This window comes from Burkholderia dolosa (genome assembly GCF_902499135.1).
Lineage (GTDB): Bacteria > Pseudomonadota > Gammaproteobacteria > Burkholderiales > Burkholderiaceae > Burkholderia > Burkholderia dolosa.
In genome coordinates this window covers 88,433-103,654 of record NZ_CABVPR010000011.1, presented here as the reverse complement: position 1 = coordinate 103,654, position 15,222 = coordinate 88,433, and the positions used below count along the sequence as shown (strand labels likewise).

The following is a 15,222-nucleotide window of genomic DNA, read 5'->3' as shown; positions in this document are numbered from 1 at the left end:
CTGCGTCGTGACCATCGTGTCGGCTTCGGGGCTCCGCGTGGCCGCTACTACATGACCTCGCTCAGCTTCGCTTCCCCCTCCCGCACCGCCGTGTTGCCGGTGGCGCGAAAGAGGCGTGATTCTAAGCACACGTTCCTGTCCGCGCAAGGGGTTTCCCGAAAAAATTTATCGCCCCGCACACTGCCGCGTGCGGGGCGATAAACATATAAACACAAGCACCCGAACCGTCAGGTCATGCGCGCCTGGCGCGCGACGATCTCCATATAGTGATCGAGATCCGGCGTCGTCTTCCCCGCTTCCTTCGCCGCATCGTCCCAGCGCCTCAAACGCAACGCATCGTCCGCGAATGGGCGCTGCAGGAACGCTGCGGCCTCCTCTTCACTGAAGATTCCACCCTGCAGCGCCAGGCTGCGCACCGAGTCCGGCGACAGGCGCTCCGCATAGCCGGCGTCCGTTCGGCACAGGCAGCGCTTCGCGTCGACGTGCAGCCGGATCGGCTCGAGCACCGCGTCCGAAAACAGCGGCCGCAGAAAGGGCAGCACGAAATACTGATGCAGATCGTCGACGCCGCGCGCGCTCGGCGTCTCGCCCTGACGATTCAGCAGATGTCCGAGATCGTGCAGGAACGCGGCCGCAACCAGCGCCTCGTCGGCGTCGGCCTCTTCCGCCAGCGATCCGCTCTGCAGCGCATGCTCGAGCTGCGTCACCGGCTCCCCGCTGTACGCGACATGGCCGTGCTCGCGATACAGCCCGCGGATCGCCTCTATCGTCAATGCCATTCGCTCACTCCCAAGGCAGCGAAAAGGTCTTCAAATTCGTGAAGCTCTTCATCGCCTCCTGAACGCCTTCCTTGTATCCCAGCCCGGAGTCCTTGATGCCGCCGAACGGCGTCAGCTCGATTCGATAGCCCGGCACTTCCCATACGTTCACGGTGCCGACGTTCAGCTCGTTCACGAACCGGACGATCGCCGCCGCGCTGTCCGTGCACACGCCCGACGACAGCCCGAACGGCGTGCCGTTGCTGATCCGGATCGCGTCGTCGATCGTGTCGAACGCGATGACGGGCGACACGGGGCCGAACGTTTCCTCGCGCACGAGCGTCATCGACGGATCGACGCCGTCGAGCACCGTCGGCGCATAAAGCGCGCCGCGCCGCACGTTGCCGGTCAGCAGCCGCGCACCCCGCGCGATCGCGTCGTCGACCCGCGCCTCGAACAGCCGCGCGGCCGACTCGACGATCACCGTCCCCATATCGTTCGCCGGATCGAACGGATCGCCGTACTTCCATGCGCGCGTCTTCTCGACGAGCCTTTCAGTGAATGCGGATGCGACCGAGCGCTGCACGAGTATCCGCTTGACGGCCGTGCAGCGCTGCCCCGAATTCCGGTACGAACCGGCGACGGCGAGCGATGCGGCACGGTCGAGATCCGCGTCTTCGAGGACGATCAGCGGATCGTTGCCGCCGAGCTCGAGCACGACGCGTCGATAGCCCGCGCGCGCGGCGATCGCCTTGCCGATCGACACGCCGCCGGTAAACGTAATCAGCGCCGCGTGCGGATGCGTGACGAGTTCGTCCGCGATCTCGCGCGGATCGCCGGTCAGCACCTGCAGCATCGGCGCCGGCAGCCCGGCTTCGTACAGCAGGTCGGCCAGATAGAACGCCGACAGCGGCACCTTCTCCGACGGCTTCACGATCACGCGATTGTTGGTCGCGATCGCCGGCGCGATCTTGTGCGCGACCTGGTTCATCGGATGATTGAACGGCGTGATCGCGACGATCGCGCCGTCGAGCGGCTGCCGCTGCGAGAACACGCGCCGTGCCTTGCCGTGAGGCGTCAGGTCGCACGAAAAGCTCTGCGCGTCGTCGCGCAGCGCCTCGACCGACGCGAACTTCAGCACGTCGGCGACGCGGCCGATCTCGTAGCGGGAGTCCTGCTTCGACAGGCCCGATTCGAGCGTGATCAGATCGGACGCCTGTTCGGTGCGCTCGCGCAGCAGCACGGCCGCCCGCTCGAGGATCTGCGAACGCTCGTAGCGCGTGAGCGCCGGCCGGTATGCGAGCGCATAGTCGAATGCCGCGCGCACGTCGTCGACGCTCGCGAGCGGCGCGGTGCCGACCCGCATGCCGGTATAAGGGTCCGTCACGTCGAAGCTGCGCGAGCGCGCCGCATGCGTGCCGCACCAGCGCAGCGTCTCGGCGCGAAATGCCGGGTGATCGTGGCGAGGATGCGCAATCATCATGCGACCCGGTTCAGCGCGAAATCGAACACGTCGAAGTTGCGCAGACGGAGCGCCGGATCGCGCCGTTCGATCCGGCGATTGAACAGCAGCGGCACTTCCTGCTCCGACACGCCGCCGTGCGAACGCAGCGGCACGGTCAGCCCGGACAGATCATGTTCGCGCTCGCGCGTGCCGAGCGTCATGTCGCGACGCGCGATCACGACCAGATCGCCGATCCTGTCAGCGGGCAATTCGAAACGCGCGGCGGCTTCCGCGTTGTCGAGCACGAGCTCGACGCCGTCGATGCCTGCGATACGCCACATCGCGTCGACCCGGTCGACGCCCGCCGCGAGATAGACGGTCGCGAACGAGCCGAGCGCGCCGTGGTGCACGACGTACGGATCCGTGATCGGCAGGATCACGCGCGCGGCGCGCGCGCCGAACCATGCGTCCAACGCATCCTGCAGATAGACGACGTTCGGCCGGCCGGTGTCGCGATCGTGCTTCGCGTTCATCCCGTGATCGGCGGTGAGCCCGATCGCCCAGCCGAGCGCATCGAGCCGCGCGAGGTAGCCGTCCATCATCGCGTAGAACGCGTTCGCACCGGCGCTGCCCGGTGCGCACTTGTGCTGCACGTAGTCGGTCGTCGACAGATACATCAAGTCGACCTGCCGGGTCTGTGCGAGCCGCACGCCGGCCGCGAACACGAACTCTGACAGCGCCGCGCTGTAGACGTCCGGCGACGGCAGCCCGACCCAGTCGAGCACGTCGGCGATTCCGTTTTCCGCGAGATTCGCCTGCGCAGCCTTCTCCGCGGAAAAGTAGATGCCGTTCAGCTGCCAGCCGAGCAGCCGGCGCAGCTTGTCCTTCGCGGTCACGACCGCCACGCGTGCGCCGGCGTCGGCCGCCGCCGCGAGCAGCGTGCCGGCTCGCAGATAGGCCGGGTCGTTCATCATCACTTCGGCGCCGCGTCCGCCGTCCGCGGACGCATCCCAGAAATAGTTGCCGCAGATCCCGTGTACGGACGGCGGCACGCCGCACACGATCGACACGTTGTTCGGATTCGTGAAGCTCGGCACGACGCAGTCGGCGCGCCACGCCGTGCCTTCCGCGATCATCCGGCCGATGAACGGCGCGACGCCGGCCCGCACCGCGCAGTCGAGATAGTCGTATTCGCAACCGTCGACGCAGACGACGACGGTCGGCTCGACCGGCAACCGATAGCGGCGGCCGTTGACGTCGACGAATCGCTCTGCGAAAGCGGTCGCCGCATCGCTCGATGCGACGTCGCCGGGCAGCCGCAACGCGAATGCGGCGTTCATCGCGCGGCCCGATGTCCGCGCGGCACGCGCGCCGCGATCAGCAGCAGCGCCGCGAGCGACGCGGCCAGCATCAGCAGCGACAGCGCGGACGCCGGCAGGTAATAGCCGCGCTCGACCTGGCCGATCACGACGATCGGCACGGTCGCGAAGCCGGGCGGATAGACGGTCAGCGTCGCGCCGAGCTCGCCGAGCGACAGCGCGAAGCCGAGCGCGACGCTGGCGCGCAGCGCCGGCACGAGCTGCGGCAGCAGCACGCGGCGCAGCACCATCGCGGGCGGCGCACCGAGGCTCGCGGCCGCTTCGCGCAGCACGGTCAGCTCCGGACGCAGCGCAGCGGCCGCGCAGCGATAGCAGAACGGCAGAATCAGCGCGAGCTGCACGAGCACGACGATCGCCGCCGAGCTCGACAGATCGACCGGCTTGCGGTGATACGCGATCAGCACCGCGAGCCCGAGCACGACGCTCGGCACGCCGTTCGGCACCATCACGAGCGCATCGACGATTGCGCCGACGCCGCGCCGGTCGCGCCCTTCGAGCGCGAGCGCGAGCCACAGCCCGACGATCGTACCGATCGCCGACACGCCGAAGCCGATCTCGAGGCTCGTCAGCAGCGCGTCGTATTCGGGCGGCCCGAGCCGCTCGAACCAGCGCAGGCTGTAGCCGGCCGGCAGAATCGTGCCCGACCACTGCGTCGACACGCTGGACAGCGCGACGACGATCACGGGCAGCACGAACAGCCAGAAGCACGCGAAAACGGCAAGCGCGAGCGCGACGCGCGACGCATGCTTGAGCACCGTGTCGCGCCAGCCGATCGGATGACGCGGCACCGCGCGGCCGATACCGAATTCAGCGGACATCGTTGCCTCCCGTCGCGCGCCGGTCGACCCGGCGATACACCGCGTACAGCGCGAGCGACAGCACGAGCATCGCGACCGCGCCGGCCGACGCGGTCGGCAGATCGAGATCGACGGTCGCGCTGCTGTAGATCGCGACCGGCAGCGTGACCAGCCGCGCACTGCCGAGCACGAGCAGAATGCCGAACTCGTTCAGCGTCAGCAGGAAGCACAGCACGGTGCCGGCGGCGATGCCGGGCCACGCGATCGGCAGCACGACGCGGCGCGCGAGCATCCAGCCGGACGCGCCGAGGCTGCGCGCGGCTTCGACGATGCGCAGGTCGAGCGTCGCGAACGACGCGAGCGTCGGCCGCACGACGAACGGCGTATAGAACACGGTCTGCGCGAGAATCACGCCGCCGATGCCGAACAGGAAGTCGAGCGGCGGCTCGTCGAGATGCAGCAGGTGCTGCAGCGCGATGCTGATCGCGCCTTGCGAGCCGTACAGGAAGATCAGCGTGAACGCGACGAGGAACGACGGAAACGCGACGTACAACTCGAGGAAGCGCGTGACGAGCGACGCGCCCGGGAACGGCTTGAAGAACAGCAGCGCGGCGAGCAGCACGCCGAACACCGATGCGGTGCCGGCGCTCGCGAACAGCACGCCGAGCGTCGCGAGCAGCACGTGACGCGTGTCGGGATTGCCGAAGAACGTCCGATACGCGGCGAGGCTGAGCCCGTGATCGCCGGACACGCTGAGCAGCACGAGCCGCACCAGCGGATACACGACGAGCGGACCCAGCACGACGATCGCGAGTGCGATCAGATGCAGGTCGCCGATGCGCGCGCGGCGCCGCGCGACGGCCGCGTGCGCGGCGGCCGATGCAAGCGCGGCCGGCGGCCGACCGGCTTCAGGGCTCGACAAGGACGACATCGTCGGTCTCGCAATGCAGGGAAACGCGCGCGCCGCGCTCGGGCGCCGCGCCGCGGCCGCGCTGCATCGTGACGCGCACGGGTTCGTCGGGCGCCGCATCGATCACGACCGCGATCGACAGGTCCGCGCCCTGCCATTCGACGGACGATACCGTGCCGTGCAGGCCGCCGGCCGCGAGCGGCATGACGGTCAGACGCTCGGGGCGCACGCACGCGACCTTGTCGCGCACGTCGTGGCGCGGATCGCCGAGCGGGAAGATCACGCGCGGCGGCAGCAGGTTCGCCGGGCCGAGGTAGCGCGCGACATAGCCGTCGTGCGGCGCGTCGTACAGCTGCTGCGGCGTGCCGAGCTGCGCGATGCGGCCATCGCGCATCAGCAGCGCGCGATCGGACAGCACGAGCGCGTCGTCGCGGTCGTGCGTCACGCATACGACGGTCAGATCCGGCAGGCGCTCGTGCAGCGCCTTCAACTCGCTGCGCACCGACGCGCGCAGGTTGGCGTCGAGCGCGGACAGCGGTTCGTCGAGCAGCAGCACGTCCGGCTCGATCACGAGTGCGCGCGCGAGCGCGACGCGCTGCTGCATCCCGCCCGACAGCTGCGCGGGCAGATGGTGGCCTGCGTCGCCGAGCTGCACGAGCTTCAGCGCGTCGGCGACGCGGCGCGTCACTTCCGCCGACGCCATCCCGCGCGCGCGCAGCCCGAACGCGACGTTCTCGAATACCGACAGATGCGGAAACAGCGCATAGCTCTGGAACAGCAGGCCGAGGTTGCGCTTGTGCGGCGGCACGTACGTGAGGTCGCGCCCGGCGACAGTCAGCGTGCCGGTCAGGCCGTCGGCCTTCACGAATCCGGCGATGAAGCGCAGCAACGTGGTCTTGCCGCAGCCGCTCTTGCCGAGCACGGTCAGAAGCTCGCCGGCGCCGATCGACAGCGACAGATCGTCGAGCACCGTGCGTTCGCCGTAGCGCACGCTCAGATGCTCGATCTGCACGCCGCCCGGCGCGCCGGCGCGCAGCGTCGCGTGCGGCTCGGCGGCGCCGAATGCGCCGGGATGGGTCAGAGCGGTTTCCACCGGATTCATGCTGTCGCTCACGGATACGGGCAGCGTGCGCCGCTCACTTCGGCTTGACGACGTCGAGCTGCTTGCCCGAGCTGCCGATCACGTCCTTCTTCCAGCGCTCGATCCACACCGGCTTCTTCGCCATCACCTGGTTCCAGTCGACCGGAATCAGCTTCACGCCGGCGATCGCCTTCTTCACGGCTTCGCCGTTCTTGCCGGCGAGCGGCACGTCGGTGCGGCCGGGGATCCCGTACATGTCCGGGACCTTCGACTGCACTTCCGTCGACATCAGATAGTCGATCAGCTTCTTGCCGGCGTCCTGGTTCGGGCCGCTCTTGATCAGGCCGATGCCGTACGGGAGCTGGAACGTGGTCGGCTGGTCGCCTTCCTTCGCCGCGAGAAAGATCGGCTTGACGGATAGCGCGCCGTGCTCGGCGTCGTCGAGATCCATCTGCAGGTCGCCGTTCGCGACGCTGATTTCGTTGCGCGACAGCAGCACGTTCAGATAGCCGGTGCCTTTCGTATGAAACTTCACGCTCTGCGACAGCTTCGCGAGGTAATCGAACGCGTTGTCCTCGCCCATCAGCGTGGTCGTCAGGATCAGCACGGCCATCCCGTCGCCCGCGGTCGCGGGGTTCGAATACGCGACCTTGCCCGCGTAGCTGGGCGACAGCAGGTCGGCGAACGTCTTCGGCTGGTTCTTCACGACGTCGGGATTGATCGCGAACGAGAAATAGTTGTTCACGAACGTCGCCCACGTGCCGTCCTCGGCCTTCGCGACCGCCGGCACGTTCTTGTAGTTCACGCTCCGGTACGGCTGCAGCAGGCCCATCTGGCCCGCCTGCTGGATGAACGGCGGCAGCGTGACGATCACGTCCGCCTTCGGCGAATTCTTCTCGATGTTCGCGCGGTTCACGACTTCGCCGCTGCCCGCCGTCACGATGTTGACCTTCACGCCTTCCTTCTTTTCGAACGCCGGCAGCACGTCGCGATACAGATTCTCGAGACCGTCCGCCGTGTAGAGGACCACCGCGTTCGCCGCATGCGCGGACAACGCGACGCCTTGCAGCAGCCCGGCCGCGCAGGCGGCCAGCGCGAGCTTGCGGAACGCGCCGGCAGCGGCGCGCGGGGAACTCTGCAGTGTCATCTCACTTCTCCGTAGGCGGAACACCAAACGGCCGGCGCGCGTCCGGCTCTGTCGGCCGCAGCACGCGCGTCGGCGCGGCTCCGGCCTTCTGGAATGCGGTTGTCGATCCGGGCAAGCCGACAACCGGCTAGCCTCGCCTCCGCGCAGCAACGGTCTCGCGCGGCAATCGAAGGATCACAGCGTTCGATGACAAAGCCGTGACGAACGCGCCGATTGCCAATAAATGACACATTTCGCCAATATCATGCACATCCTTCGGACATGCCGTCCGGCGTTTCTTTCGAACCTTGCTGGAGCAAAACGATGCGCGACCCGATCCTGCTGACGCCCGGCCCGCTCACCACGTCCGCCACGACACGCCACGCAATGCAACACGACTGGGGATCGTGGGATGCCGCGTTCAATCGGCTGACCGCGAGCGTCTGTGCGGACCTCGTCGCGATCGCGCGCGGCGGCGATGCGTACGTGTGCGTGCCGATGCAGGGCAGCGGCACGTTCGCGGTCGAGGCGGCGCTCGGCACGCTGGTGCCGCGCGACGGCGTGGTGCTGGTGCCCGACAACGGCGCGTATTGCGCGCGGATACTGAAGATTCTCGAACGGCTCGGCCGCGATGCGATCGCGCTGCCGTTCGACGAAGACGCCGCAGTCGATCCGGACGCGGTCGAAGCGGCGTTCGAGCGCGAGCCGCGCATCACGCACGTCGCGCTCGTGCATCTCGAGACGAGCGCCGGCATCCTCAATCCGCTCGACGACATCGCGGCGATCTGCCGGCGGCACGGCAAGCGGCTGATCGTCGACGCCATGAGCTCGTTCGGCGCGCTGCCGATTTCGCTCGAAGACAGCGGCATCGACGCGCTGATCTCGGCGAGCGGCAAATGCCTCGAAGGCGTGCCGGGGATGGGTTTCGCGATCGTGCGGCGCGATGCGCTCGACGCGAGCGCACGCCACTCGCCGTCGCTCGCCCTCGATCTGCACGATCAGTACGCGTACCTGCGCAGCACCGGCCAGTGGCGCTTCACGCCGCCGACGCACGTGGTCGCCGCGCTGCGCGCCGCGCTCGACCAGTACCTCGCCGAAGGCGGCCAGCCCGCGCGCGGCGCACGCTATGCGCGCAACTGCCGCACGCTCGTCGAATCGATGCGCGCGCTCGGCTTCGTGCCGTTCCTCGACGCGCGCGTGCAGGCACCGGTGATCGTCACGTTCCACGCGCCCGATCATCCTGCGTACGACTTCCGCCGCTTCTACGATGCGGTGCGCGATGCGGGCTTCATCCTGTATCCGGGCAAGCTCACGCGGCTCGACACGTTCCGCGTCGGCTGCATCGGCGCGATCGACGCCGACGACGTCAAACGTGCAGTCGTCGCGATCGCGCACGCGACCGAATCGCTCGGCATTGCCGTACGGCGCGCCTAAGCGCCGCGCAAACAAAAAAAACCGGCAGCCGATCGGCTGCCGGGCGAGTGCACCGAACGTGCTTGGAGCCGGTGCTTACAGTTCGATCCGCTTGATGTCGCCGACGACGAAGATGTACGACAGCGCACCGACCAGCGCGATCGCGCCGATGAACACGAGCGCGCCGACGAACGACCCGGTCGACGCGACGATGAAGCCGACGACGAGCGGCGTGACGATCCCCGCGAGGTTCGCCGCGAAGTTGAAGATGCCGCCGGTCACGCCGAGCAGGCCGTCCGGCGCGATGTCCGACACGAGCGTCCAGCCGAGCGCCGCCATCCCCTGCGCGAAGAATGCGACCGACATGATCGCGATCACGGCCTCGTTGCTTTGCACGTAGTTCGCGAGAATGATCGTCGACGCGAGCAGCAGCCCCGCGATGATCGGCAGCTTCCGCGCGAGGTTGGCGGACTTGCCGCGACGCAGCAGCCAGTCCGAGAAAATCCCGCCGAACATCACGCCGACCGACGCGGCGATGAACGGCATCACCGCGAAGAAGCCGATCTTCAGCCAGCCCATGTGACGCTCGGTTGCCAGATACGTCGGGAACCAGGTCAGGAAGAACACGAGCGTCGAGTTGCCGGCGAACTGGCCGAGGCAGATGCCCGCGAGCTGGCGCTTCTTCAGCAGCCGGCCGGCCATCGCCCAGCTGAATTTGCTCTGCGCGGGCTTGTCGTCCTTGCGCGCGCGCTGCACGAGGCCGCCGCCCGCCTCGATGTACGCGAGTTCCTCCGCATTCGCGCCCGGATGGTTGCGCGGCTCGTGATAGAACTTCCACCACACGAAGCCGAACGCGATGCCGACCGCGCCGACGACCCAGAACAGCGAGCGCCAGCCGAACGCGCCCATCAGCGCGAACAGCACCGGACTGAAGAATGCGAGCCCGATGTATTCGCCGACCGTGTAGGTGCCGGTCGCCATCGCGCGCTCGTTCTGCGGGAACCACGTCGCGACGACGCGGCTGTTGGTCGGGAAGCACGGCGCCTCTGTGACACCCAGGCCCAGCCGGCACGCGAGCAGCGTCGCGACGCCCGGCACGAAGCCTTGCAGGAACGTGCACAGCGACCACAGCGTCATCGACCAGTAGTACGTGATCTTGCTGCCGAAGCGATCGAGAAAGAGGCCGCCGGGCACCTGCATCGCGACGTACGTCCACGAGAACGCGGAGAACATGATGCCCATCACGGCCGCGTTGATGCCGAGCTCCTTCGTGAGCTGCGGCGCAGCGACCCCCAGCACGGTGCGGTCGAGGTAGTTGATCATCGTGCCGATCGCGAGCAGCGCGAGAATCTTGTAGCGCGCCGACGTGCGGCGGACCGTGCCGGCCGCCTGCGCCGGCGCGGCGTTCGTGTGCGTGGTGTGCTGCATGGTCGTCTCCTGGTCTCTTTTTGTCGATGGGGTCAGCGCGCGACGAGCGACTGAAAGTGTTCGAACATCCGTTCGGCGTCCGGTGTGCGTCCGGTGAAGATCTCGAACGCGTCGACCGCCTGATAGACGGCCATCCCGCCGCCCGGAAGCGTCGCGCAGCCGGCCGCGCGCGCGGCGCGGATCAGTTCGGTTTCGAGCGGGAAATACACGATGTCGGCCACCCACATCCCCGCGCGAAGCAGCTCGGCCGGCAGCGGCAGGCCCGGATGCTTGAGCATGCCGGTGGGTGTCGCGTGGATCAGGCCGGTCGCCGCGCGCATCGCGGCCGCGAGGTCGTCGCCGGACGCGACGCGTGCGGCCGGAAAGCGCTGCTGCAGTTCGCCCGCGAGTGCGACGGCACGCGCGCCGTCGACGTCGAAGATCGTCAGCTCGGCCGCGCCCATCTGCAATGCCGCATGCGCGACGGCCGCGCCCGCGCCGCCCGCGCCGAGCTGCACGACGCGCTCGAGCGATGCGCCCGGCAACCCGCGACGGAACGATTTCGCGAAACCGGACCAGTCGGTGTTGTGGCCGATCCGCTTGCCGTCCTTGAACAGCACGGTATTGACCGCGCCGAGCGCGCGCGCATCGTCCGACAATGCGTCGAGATGCTCGATCACGCGCTGCTTGCACGGGTGCGTGATGTTGAGCCCGTTGTAGCCCATGCGCTGGGCGGCATCGAGCAGTTGCGGCAGCGCATCGACGGTGACGCCGAGCACATCGAGATCGATGCGCCGATAGACGTAGCCGAATCCCTGCCGGAATCCTTCTTCCTCGTGCATCGCCGGCGACAGCGAGCCGCCGATGCCCTGGCCGATCAGGCCGATCAGAAACGACGGACGGCTCATTGCGCGGCCTCCTGCGCAAACAGCGTCGCCAGACGCTGCAGCGCAAATTCGTAGCCTTCGGTGCCGCAGCCGCAGATCACCGCTTCGGCGACCGCCGATACATACGAATGGTGCCGGAACGCTTCGCGCCGATGCACGTTCGAGATATGCACTTCGATCACGGGCTTCGCGATCGCGGAAAGCGCGTCGGCGATCGCGACGGACGTGTGCGTGTACGCAGCCGGATTGATCACGACGCCGTGCGTGTCGTGACGCGCGGCATGCAGCCAGTCGATCAGCTGATGCTCGGCATTGGACTGGCGAAACTCGATGTCGAGCCCGAGCCGCTCGCCGGCCGCGCGGCAGCGCCGTTCGACGTCGGCGAGGGTTTCCGCACCGTAGATATGGGGTTCGCGCGTCCCCAGCAGATTCAGGTTCGGGCCGTTCAGCACCAGCACCTTGCGCTTGCTCATCGTGATCCTGCTCCAAAAACGGGGGCGGAAAGCAGCCGACGCCGCCCCGATACATCGGGATTGGCCGCTAGTGTGCGCCCGCAGGACCGCGCTGTCTTTTCGGGTTTTCGCTTATTTGTACCATCTAGTTAGTTTGTATAATCCACTTCATTCACCTAGTAAATTCGGGATATGGTGCCCGCGCGTCATTCAACGACTGGTTCATTCAGGGCCGGTTCGGCAGGCGGCGCCCCCGCTTCTCCGCAGGATTCGCCCATGCAGCGCTCGATCGCTACCGTGTCCCTGGCCGGCACGCTCGCCGAGAAGCTCGCCGCCATCCAGGCCGCGGGCTTCGACGGCGTCGAAATCTTCGAAAACGACCTCGTCTACTTCGACGGGTCGCCCGCCGACGTCCGGCGCATGGCGGCCGATCTCGGCCTCGACATCGTGCTGTTTCAGCCGTTCCGCGACTTCGAGGGCGTCAGCGCCGCGCAGCTCGCGCGCAATCTCGACCGCATCCGCCGCAAGTTCGACGTGATGCATGCGCTCGGCACCGACCGCATTCTGGTCTGCAGCAGCGTGTCGCCCGACACGATCGCGGACGACGCGCTGCTCGTCGATCAGCTCGGCGCACTGGCCGAGGCAGCGCGGCAGGCGGGCGTGGTCGCCGCATACGAAGCGCTGGCGTGGGGCCGCGTCGTCAACCGCTACGGGCATGCGTGGAAGCTCGTGAACGCGGTGAACAGTCCGTACCTCGGCCTTGCGCTCGACAGCTTCCATACGCTGTCGCTCGACGACTCGCCGGACGCGATCGCCGACATTCCCGGCGACCGGATCGCGTTCGTCCAGATTGCCGACGCGCCGAAGCTCGCGATGGACGTGCTGGAATGGAGCCGCCATTACCGGTCGTTCCCCGGCCAGGGCGATTTCGATCTCGCGGGCTTCACCGCGCGCGTGATCGAGTCCGGCTACACGGGGCCGTTGTCGCTCGAGATCTTCAACGACGGGTTCCGCGCGGCGCCGACCGCGATGACGGCCGCGGACGGCTACCGTTCGCTGCTGTATCTGGAAGAATCGACGCGCGCGCGGCTCGCGCGGGACGGTCGCGCGCCCGCGGCGAATCAGCCGCTGTTCGCGCCGCCGGCGGCGCCCGCGCACGTCGGATTCCAGTTCATCGAATTCGCGGTCGACGCGCAAGCGGCCGCGACCGTCGGCGAATGGCTCGGCAGGATGCGTTTCCGGCTCGCGGGCCGCCATCGGTCGAAGGACGTCACGCTGTTCCAGCACGGCGCTGCGTCGATCGTGCTGAACGCGGAGCGCGACTCGTTCGCCGATGCGTTCTTCCAGCAGCACGGACTGTCGCTGTGCGCGTCGGCGTTTCGCGTCGACGATGCGAAAGTCGCGTTCGAACGCGCGGCGGGCTTCGGCTACGCGCCGTTTTCGGGCCGCGTCGGACCGAACGAGCGCGTGCTGCCGAGCGTGAAGGCACCGGACGGAAGTCTCGAGTATTTCGTCGACGAAGCGCCGAACGCGCCGACGCTATACGAATCCGACTTCGTGCTAACCGACATCGACGGTCCGACCGAAGTCGGCCCGCTGACCGGCATCGACCACGTATGCCTCGCACTGCCCGCCGACGCGCTCGACACGTGGATCCTGTTCTTCAAGACGGCATTCGGCTTCGAGGCCGAGCGCAGCTGGCTCGTGCCGGATCCGTACGGACTCGTGCGCAGCCGCGCGGTGCGCAGCGCCGACGGCTCGGTCCGGATCGCGCTGAACGCGTCGGTCGATCGCCATACGGCCGTCGCCGAATCGCTGGCCCGCTATCACGGCACCGGCCTGAACCACGTCGCGTTCCGCACGGACGACATCGTGAAGACGATCGCCGCGTTCGCCGCCGACGGCGTGCCGTTCCTGCGAATCCCGCCGAACTACTACGACGATCTCGCGGCCCGCTACGCGCTGCCGGACGACCTGATCGACACGCTGAGCGCGCACCATTTGCTGTACGACCGCGACGAGCGCGGCGGCGAGTTCCTGCACGCGTACACCGAACTGGTCGACAACCGCTTCTCGTTCGAGATCGTCGAACGACGCGGCGGATACGACGGCTACGGCGCGGCGAATGCGGCCGTGCGGCTCGCCGCGCAGGCGCAGCGGAGGAAATAGCCGGGCGACGTCGGCAGGCGCGGTCGGTACGTCGGCGCGTCGGCACGTCGGCCGTCGGTGCCGGATGCCGGTCTACTCGCTGCCTGGGGCGCACCATCACGGTGCGTCGCCTGTCCGCGCGCGGCCTGACACGGGCGACGCCGGCAGCTCCGAACCGCCCTCCGGCCCGCATTACACGCAGTAACACGCGAACTGTCGCATCGCGACATCGCCCCGCATTGTTTTAAGAATCGCTTAAGTCTTCGTCGGCACCATCCGCTACCAAACCGAAGAATATCTCGAAAAAGGAGGACAGCGATGAGCGCCGTAGAAGCACCCGCGAGCCGCCCGGCCGCGCCCCCCGGCAAGAAGACGATGCTGCGCCGCTTGCTCAGCCATCATGAAATCGCGACGTTGCTCGTGCTGCTGCACGCGCCGATCGCCGCGAATGCGAAACCCGAATTGCCCGCGCTGCAAGAAGCCGGCCTCGTCGAAATGGTCAAGCTCGACGCCGACACTGCGCCGAGCTTCCGTCTTACCGCCGACGGCACGGCCGTCCTGAAAGGTCTCGGCTACCGCTGAAGCCGGCGCTGTCGCGCATTGCCGCCTTTTGCCTTTTGCCTTTTGCCTTTTGCCTTTTGCCTTTTGCCTTTTGCCTTTTGACGGCATGCTACGACACCGGTCACGTCGCGGGAGGACATCATTGCAATGAATATGACTAGCCGCAGCCGGAAAGCCCATATCTGCAGCACTTGCAATACGCTTTTCCGGCACGCCCCGATTGTCCGGCGTTTTGAAACTTCGTCCGCCACGTAGCCTATTTCGATAAGCCGACTCAGCGTTGCCGACACGAATCCGCGTTGCACGATCAGTTCGGCGCTGGTCAATCGTCCTGAGGAAAAACGTCCCGCGTCCGACGAACGGCACGGATCGTTGTTCGTGGTAGTCGAATCTCCGACGGCTGTTATCCGCCCCACACTTGTCGGTACCGAGCCGCGTACATTCCCGGGGCTTGCCGCCTCATCAACTTCACGGTCTCCTCTGACTTTTCCGAATTCCTCGATGTCGTCGACACCTCAACGCGGTGACGGCTACCGCCCTTTACAGAGCGGGTCCTAATAATATTGTCGAGCATGCTCAGGGACTTCGCTTTACGCCACCATACCGCCGAGCCCTGCTCGGCAAGCACCCCGCGTGCATCGGCGATGGCCTTTCTCAGCTCGCGCCCCAAGCCGACGTCTATTTTCTCGTCGGGCTCCATCTGTGCAATTGCAGCCTTGACCCTCACGACAGCCTCCGCCAGATCCGCGGTACGAATTTTCTTACTCTTTTGGCATCTCTGCGTCAGTAGATCGATGCTGTTCCATAAAAGGTGTCCGGCGGCTTCGCGTATGTACATATTCACCCCTTATCTTGAAGG

The 15,222-nt window shown here is 67.2% G+C and carries 13 protein-coding genes; 3 read left to right on the top strand and 10 right to left on the bottom strand.

What is annotated here, in order from left to right; all coding sequences use genetic code 11:
• Nucleotides 1-227: 227 nt before the first annotated feature.
• From BUB20358_RS07755 to phnS, 7 genes are read right to left on the bottom strand one after another with little or no spacing between them, the layout of a single operon-like run.
• Complete coding sequence (locus tag BUB20358_RS07755) at nucleotides 228-779, bottom strand: phosphonate degradation HD-domain oxygenase (RefSeq protein WP_035974584.1); 552 nt, start codon at nucleotides 777-779, stop codon at nucleotides 228-230.
• Between the two features lie 4 nt (nucleotides 780-783).
• Nucleotides 784-2,238, bottom strand: coding sequence for a phosphonoacetaldehyde dehydrogenase (gene phnY, locus BUB20358_RS07750; protein WP_006766497.1), 1,455 nt, complete (start codon nucleotides 2,236-2,238; stop codon nucleotides 784-786).
• Nucleotides 2,238-3,542 carry a phosphonoacetate hydrolase gene (gene phnA / locus BUB20358_RS07745; protein WP_006766498.1) on the bottom strand — a complete coding sequence of 435 codons (1,305 nt, stop codon included), beginning with the start codon at nucleotides 3,540-3,542 and terminating at the stop codon, nucleotides 2,238-2,240. Before phnA ends, phnY begins: the two co-directional genes overlap by 1 nt.
• Nucleotides 3,539-4,399, bottom strand: coding sequence for a 2-aminoethylphosphonate ABC transport system, membrane component PhnV (gene phnV / locus BUB20358_RS07740; protein ID WP_035974586.1), 861 nt, complete (start codon nucleotides 4,397-4,399; stop codon nucleotides 3,539-3,541). Before phnV ends, phnA begins: the two co-directional genes overlap by 4 nt.
• Nucleotides 4,389-5,309 (bottom strand): 2-aminoethylphosphonate ABC transporter permease subunit, encoded by a 921-nt coding sequence (gene phnU / locus BUB20358_RS07735; protein ID WP_006766499.1) that lies wholly within the window; start codon nucleotides 5,307-5,309, stop codon nucleotides 4,389-4,391. Before phnU ends, phnV begins: the two co-directional genes overlap by 11 nt.
• A complete protein-coding gene (phnT, locus tag BUB20358_RS07730; RefSeq protein WP_006766500.1) occupies nucleotides 5,287-6,390 on the bottom strand; it encodes a 2-aminoethylphosphonate ABC transport system ATP-binding subunit PhnT in 1,104 nt (367 codons plus the stop codon). Before phnT ends, phnU begins: the two co-directional genes overlap by 23 nt.
• 34 nt (nucleotides 6,391-6,424) lie before the next feature.
• Nucleotides 6,425-7,516: a 2-aminoethylphosphonate ABC transporter substrate-binding protein gene (phnS, locus tag BUB20358_RS07725; protein ID WP_006766501.1), complete on the bottom strand. Its 1,092-nt coding sequence runs from the start codon at nucleotides 7,514-7,516 to the stop codon at nucleotides 6,425-6,427.
• 303 nt (nucleotides 7,517-7,819) lie between these two features.
• Between phnS and BUB20358_RS07720 the strand changes: the two genes are divergently transcribed.
• Nucleotides 7,820-8,929 (top strand): 2-aminoethylphosphonate--pyruvate transaminase, encoded by a 1,110-nt coding sequence (locus tag BUB20358_RS07720; RefSeq protein ID WP_006766502.1) that lies wholly within the window; start codon nucleotides 7,820-7,822, stop codon nucleotides 8,927-8,929.
• Between the two features lie 75 nt (nucleotides 8,930-9,004).
• Here the strand turns inward: BUB20358_RS07720 and BUB20358_RS07715 are convergent, their stop codons facing one another.
• Genes BUB20358_RS07715 through aroQ form a run of 3 tightly spaced genes read right to left on the bottom strand, consistent with a single transcriptional unit; the run spans nucleotide 9,005 to nucleotide 11,675 of the window.
• On the bottom strand, nucleotides 9,005-10,336 hold the full coding sequence (locus BUB20358_RS07715; protein ID WP_006766503.1) for an MFS transporter: 1,332 nt from the start codon (nucleotides 10,334-10,336) through the stop codon (nucleotides 9,005-9,007).
• A gap of 32 nt (nucleotides 10,337-10,368) precedes the next feature.
• Nucleotides 10,369-11,223, bottom strand: coding sequence for a shikimate dehydrogenase (locus BUB20358_RS07710; protein WP_006766504.1), 855 nt, complete (start codon nucleotides 11,221-11,223; stop codon nucleotides 10,369-10,371).
• The gene (aroQ, locus tag BUB20358_RS07705; protein WP_006766505.1) at nucleotides 11,220-11,675 is read right to left on the bottom strand and encodes a type II 3-dehydroquinate dehydratase; all 456 of its coding nucleotides are present in this window, start codon (nucleotides 11,673-11,675) and stop codon (nucleotides 11,220-11,222) included. Before aroQ ends, BUB20358_RS07710 begins: the two co-directional genes overlap by 4 nt.
• 255 nt (nucleotides 11,676-11,930) lie before the next feature.
• On the opposite strand from aroQ, the gene BUB20358_RS07700 reads away from it, so the two are divergent.
• Nucleotides 11,931-13,823, top strand: coding sequence for a bifunctional sugar phosphate isomerase/epimerase/4-hydroxyphenylpyruvate dioxygenase family protein (locus tag BUB20358_RS07700; RefSeq protein ID WP_035974589.1), 1,893 nt, complete (start codon nucleotides 11,931-11,933; stop codon nucleotides 13,821-13,823).
• 297 nt (nucleotides 13,824-14,120) lie between these two features.
• On the top strand, nucleotides 14,121-14,384 hold the full coding sequence (locus BUB20358_RS07695; protein WP_035974591.1) for a hypothetical protein: 264 nt from the start codon (nucleotides 14,121-14,123) through the stop codon (nucleotides 14,382-14,384).
• The last annotated feature ends 838 nt before the right edge of the window (nucleotides 14,385-15,222 follow it).

What these genes read in the sequence shown, in the direction of transcription:
- BUB20358_RS07755 (WP_035974584.1), bottom strand. Translation starts at nt 779, where the DNA reads ATGGCATTGACGATAGAGGCGATCCGCGGGCTGTATCGCGAGCACGGC.
- phnY (WP_006766497.1), bottom strand. Translation starts at nt 2,238, where the DNA reads ATGATTGCGCATCCTCGCCACGATCACCCGGCATTTCGCGCCGAGACG.
- phnA (WP_006766498.1), bottom strand. Translation starts at nt 3,542, where the DNA reads ATGAACGCCGCATTCGCGTTGCGGCTGCCCGGCGACGTCGCATCGAGC.
- phnV (WP_035974586.1), bottom strand. Translation starts at nt 4,399, where the DNA reads ATGTCCGCTGAATTCGGTATCGGCCGCGCGGTGCCGCGTCATCCGATC.
- phnU (WP_006766499.1), bottom strand. Translation starts at nt 5,309, where the DNA reads ATGTCGTCCTTGTCGAGCCCTGAAGCCGGTCGGCCGCCGGCCGCGCTT.
- phnT (WP_006766500.1), bottom strand. Translation starts at nt 6,390, where the DNA reads ATGAATCCGGTGGAAACCGCTCTGACCCATCCCGGCGCATTCGGCGCC.
- phnS (WP_006766501.1), bottom strand. Translation starts at nt 7,516, where the DNA reads ATGACACTGCAGAGTTCCCCGCGCGCCGCTGCCGGCGCGTTCCGCAAG.
- BUB20358_RS07720 (WP_006766502.1), top strand. Translation starts at nt 7,820, where the DNA reads ATGCGCGACCCGATCCTGCTGACGCCCGGCCCGCTCACCACGTCCGCC.
- BUB20358_RS07715 (WP_006766503.1), bottom strand. Translation starts at nt 10,336, where the DNA reads ATGCAGCACACCACGCACACGAACGCCGCGCCGGCGCAGGCGGCCGGC.
- BUB20358_RS07710 (WP_006766504.1), bottom strand. Translation starts at nt 11,223, where the DNA reads ATGAGCCGTCCGTCGTTTCTGATCGGCCTGATCGGCCAGGGCATCGGC.
- aroQ (WP_006766505.1), bottom strand. Translation starts at nt 11,675, where the DNA reads ATGAGCAAGCGCAAGGTGCTGGTGCTGAACGGCCCGAACCTGAATCTG.
- BUB20358_RS07700 (WP_035974589.1), top strand. Translation starts at nt 11,931, where the DNA reads ATGCAGCGCTCGATCGCTACCGTGTCCCTGGCCGGCACGCTCGCCGAG.
- BUB20358_RS07695 (WP_035974591.1), top strand. Translation starts at nt 14,121, where the DNA reads ATGAGCGCCGTAGAAGCACCCGCGAGCCGCCCGGCCGCGCCCCCCGGC.